Origin of the sequence: Streptomyces sp. NRRL B-24572 (assembly GCF_002156145.1) — a bacterium.
GTDB lineage: Bacteria > Actinomycetota > Actinomycetes > Streptomycetales > Streptomycetaceae > Streptomyces > Streptomyces vietnamensis.
Map to the genome: position 1 here is coordinate 1 of NZ_MWIG01000108.1, position 3,800 is coordinate 3,800.

The following is a 3,800-nucleotide window of genomic DNA, read 5'->3' on the forward strand; positions in this document are numbered from 1 at the left end:
GGGCGCCGGTCCGCGCCGCCCCGTCTTGCAGGCGGCGGGCCGGGCCCCTCCCCGAGGCGGTCGGTCAGGCGTTGACGCAGGTGTTGCCGAACGACGGGTTCAGCAGCCCGATGACGCTGACGGTGTTGCCGCAGGCGTTGACCGGAACGTGGACGGGCAGCTGGATGAGGTTGCCCGAGCCCACCCCCGGCGAGTACGCGGCCACACCCTGTGCGCCCGCGTCGGCAGACGCCACCGACCCTCCGGCCACCACCACCGCGCCGGCCGCCAGGGCCACGGCCAGACCTCGTCGCACACGAACCATGTTCTTTGACCTCCTGTGAGGACGGCCGGCCGCGCGGAAGTCCCGCGCGGCCGGTGAGGAACCTCCCGTGAACGCTTTCGGGCTCCCTCACACGCCGTCTTCGCGACCGCTCTCCAGTCGGCTTGGCCTCATGCCCGTGCTTCCCTCGAAGGGGTCAGCCGCAGGTGGATCGGGTGACGAAAAGTCCTCCCATCCGCAGGCCCGTCCGCTACGAAGAACAGACGACACACGTACAGGTTTCCAAGACCGGCCCCTTCTCCGGAGCGGACCGGTCCCGCACGAGCGATGACACAAGGAGCGGCATGCGATGGACGCCCCGCCCCCCGACGGCCGGTCCAGGCCGTCCCTTCGCCTTCTCCCCACGGGCGGAGCGGCGAAGGTGAAACAACCGATCCCCTTCAGCGGCAGCCGTCCCGCCGACACCGACCGCGATGTCCTCACCGACGTCATGCAGCGGGTCGCCCGTGGCGACAAACAAGCGTTCTCCGCCCTCTACGACGCCCTCGCCCCCCTGGTCTTCGGCATCGTCCTCAAGGTCGTGCGCGACCGGGCCCAGTCGGAGGAGGTCGCCCAGGAGGTCATGATCGACCTGTGGCGCCAGGCCGCCCGCTACCGGCCCGACGCCGGCGCGGTCACCTCGTGGGCCGCGACCATCGCCCACCGGCGGGCCGTGGACCGGGTCCGCTCCGCCCAGGCGGCCTCCGACCGCGAGCAGGCCCAGGCCGCCCGTGAACACACCACCGCGTTCGACGAGGTCGCCGAGCAGGTCGAGACCCGGCTGGAGTCCGAGCAGGTCCGCCGCTGCATGCGCGGCCTGACCGAACTGCAGCGGCAGGCGGTGACCCTGGCCTACTACCAGGGGTTGACCTACCGTGAAGTCGCCGAAGCCCTGCGCACTCCTCTTCCCACCATCAAGACACGCATGCGCGACGGGCTCATCCGGCTCCGCGACTGCATGGGGGTGACCACATGAAACACGACGCAACCGACGCCCACACCCTCGCCGCCGCCTACGCCCTCGGCGCACTCGACGACGACGAGCGCACGTACTTCGAAGACCACCTCCGGACGTGCGAGGCCTGCCGGCAGGAAGCCACCGAGTTCGAGGCCACCACGGCGCGTCTCGCCGCTGCCGTCTCGTACACGCCCCCAGCGGCAGCCAAGGCACAGGTCATGGCCGCCATCGACGGCGTACGCCAGCTGCCCCCGCGTGTTCCAGCCCCCAGCACGGCGCCCGTCCTCCGTGGCTTCCTGCGGCGCCGGGCCGCGTCCTTGGCGCTGGCCGCCTGCGTGGCCGCGGCCGCACTGGGCGGAGTCGCGGTCTGGCGGACGCAGGACGGAGAGGACCTCGAACGGCAGGCACGTCAGGCCCAACAGCGGCTCGACGAGGTCAGCGCCGTCCTGGCGGCTCCGGATGCCCGCACCGTCCACGGCAAGGCCGCCAACGGGGCCCTGACCACGGTCGTCGCCTCCGACCGGCAGAACAAGGCCGTCTTCACCGCCGCCAACCTGCCGGCCCCGGGAGCGGGCAAGACCTACCAGCTGTGGCTCGACCACGACGGCACGATGCGTCCGGCCGGACTGATCGACCACGACGGCACGGTGATCCTCACCGGGAACCCGGCCGACGCCGCCGGCGTCGGTCTCACCCTCGAACCCACCGGAGGATCCCCCCAGCCCACGACCGACCCCCTGCTGCTGATGGCCCTGCCCGCCTGACCGGCCGCCCGCACCGACAGTCCGAGGTCCCTCATGTACAGCACCTCGCAGTCGAGGGACGTCATCGGCCGGCATGGGCGCCTCCACTGGAAACACGTCACCGCCGTCGGTGCCGCCCACCCGTCCGCCGCGGCCTTCGACGTCACCACCGCCCTGCGACGCGTCCTGCCCGACTGCACCCGTGCCGCCCAGCGCACCGCCGGAGGCCTCGGCATGTACGCCCCCCTCCAGCCCGGGGCCGACGGGTCGCCCGGGCGGCGGGGCGGCGGTCCCGGGAGCTGTCGGCCACCGCCTCTCTGCGATGTCCGGCTCGAGGATCAGTCCCAATCCGCCGGGCCGCTCGCTGCGAAGTACGGGTGAAACGCAGCAACCGGGCGGCGTGTCGAGCGACGGGAGCGGGTTGTGACGGAACACCGGAAAGCGGCGGTGGTGGGTGCCGGGGTGGCGGGCCTGACGGCTGCCTACGTCCTGGCGTCCTCGTACGAGGTCACCCTGTACGAGGCGGACGATCGGCTCGGCGGCCACGCCCACACCCGCGAGCTTCCCGGCCCCGGCGGGCAGGCTCTCGCCGTGGACCGGGTGGTGGAGCGGATGGCCTACGAGCACCCGGTGTACACCCCCGCCTCGGTCGCGGCGCAGAAGGAACTGCCCCGTCTCAACACGGGCGTGACCGCGTACGCCGGGGCCCGGCACGGCTGGGGATTTCACGAGGACGGCTGCCGTTCCGGCGTGGAGGCCGCCCGCTCCTTGGGGGTGAGCGGGTGACCCGGACCGATGCCACTGCCACGCTCACGGCGGCCGGGACACCGGCGCTGTACAAGTGCGTGATCACGCACGTCCGCCGCACGCCCCTGCGCCATGCTCTGCGGCACCGCACCCACCTGTGGTGCGTGGACCTCGACCGGCTGCCGGTGCTGCCCCGGCCGCTGCGTCCTCTCGCCCGTTTCGACGCCCGCGACCACTTCGACGGGGCCACCGGGTCCATCCGTGCCGGACTCGACGCCTTCCTCGCCGCCCGCGGCATCGATCTGGAGGGCGGGCACGTGGTGATGCTGGCGCACGCCCGGGTGTTCGGGTTCGTCTTCAACCCGCTCAGCGTGTTCTGGTGCCACGACTCCTCCGGCGCCCTGGTGTGCGTCGTCGCGGAGGTCCACAACACCTACGGGCAGCGGCACTGCTACCTGCTGCGGACGGACGAGGCCGGTGAGGCGGAGGTGGACAAGTCGTTCCACGTCTCGCCGTTCTTCGCGGTCGAAGGCCGCTATCGGATGCGGCTGCCGCCGCCCGGGGAACGGCTCGGCCTGACCATCCGGCTGGAGCACGACGGCGACCGGGCGTTCACCGCGGTGGTCCGGGGCATCCGCCGCCCCGCGAACGTGCCCGCCCTGCTGTCCGCATCCGTGCGCAGGCCCTGGTCCACCGCCGCGGTCTGGGCCGGCATCCGCCGCCACGGTATCCACCTGCTGCTACGCGGTCTGCCCGTGCACCCCCGACCCCGTTCCACCCCGCAGAAAGGCATGCTGCCGTGACCCGTCCCGCCCTCGTCTCCCAGGGCCGTCCCCGACCCACCGGCCGAGGAGTCGGGACTCCCCCGCAGACGCCGGACACGAGTCCCTCGGTCACCGCGCCCGCCGTTCGCCGCACGGACGTCGACACCGACCGCTGGCCGGACGTGGCCCGGCTCCCGTCGGCGGCACCCGTCCGCACCGCCGTCGCCAGGCACTTCGTGAGCCGGGCCCTGGACCGGCTGGCCCTGACCGGGCCCGCGACCGGCGCC

Annotated in this window: 4 protein-coding genes and 3 pseudogenes; 6 read left to right on the forward strand and 1 reads right to left on the reverse strand. The window is 73.0% G+C overall.

All coding sequences use genetic code 11. The features are described from left to right. Positions 1 to 64 precede the first annotated feature (64 nt). Entirely contained in the window at positions 65 to 304 is a 240-nt protein-coding gene (locus CCN56_RS06760) for a chaplin (protein ID WP_086824540.1), read from the reverse strand. Positions 305 to 683: 379 nt separating this feature from the next. On the opposite strand from CCN56_RS06760, the gene sigK reads away from it, so the two are divergent. From sigK to CCN56_RS06790, 6 genes and pseudogenes are all read left to right on the forward strand, one after another. Further along, positions 684 to 1,277: an ECF RNA polymerase sigma factor SigK gene (gene sigK / locus CCN56_RS06765; RefSeq protein WP_373412832.1), complete on the forward strand. Its 594-nt coding sequence runs from the start codon at positions 684 to 686 to the stop codon at positions 1,275 to 1,277. After that, positions 1,274 to 2,023, forward strand: a complete 750-nt coding sequence (locus CCN56_RS06770) for an anti-sigma factor (RefSeq protein ID WP_086824542.1) — start codon at positions 1,274 to 1,276, stop codon at positions 2,021 to 2,023. The genes sigK and CCN56_RS06770 overlap by 4 nt, the downstream gene beginning before the upstream one ends. Positions 2,024 to 2,452: 429 nt before the next feature. Further along, a pseudogene (locus CCN56_RS45745) lies at positions 2,453 to 2,578 on the forward strand (FAD-dependent oxidoreductase); the annotation flags it as partial. Positions 2,579 to 2,599: 21 nt separating this feature from the next. After that, positions 2,600 to 2,788, forward strand: a pseudogene (locus tag CCN56_RS45750) (amine oxidase); the annotation flags it as partial. Next, positions 2,785 to 3,552: a DUF1365 domain-containing protein gene (locus CCN56_RS06785; protein WP_086824546.1), complete on the forward strand. Its 768-nt coding sequence runs from the start codon at positions 2,785 to 2,787 to the stop codon at positions 3,550 to 3,552. The pseudogene CCN56_RS45750 and the gene CCN56_RS06785, both read left to right, overlap by 4 nt. Beyond that, positions 3,549 to 3,800: pseudogene (locus tag CCN56_RS06790) on the forward strand (SAM-dependent methyltransferase); the annotation flags it as partial. The gene CCN56_RS06785 and the pseudogene CCN56_RS06790, both read left to right, overlap by 4 nt.

Coding starts and splice junctions, on each gene's coding strand:
- CCN56_RS06770 (WP_086824542.1), top strand. CDS start 1,274: ATGAAACACGACGCAACCGACGCCCACACCCTCGCCGCCGCCTACGCC.
- CCN56_RS06760 (WP_086824540.1), bottom strand. CDS start 304: ATGGTTCGTGTGCGACGAGGTCTGGCCGTGGCCCTGGCGGCCGGCGCG.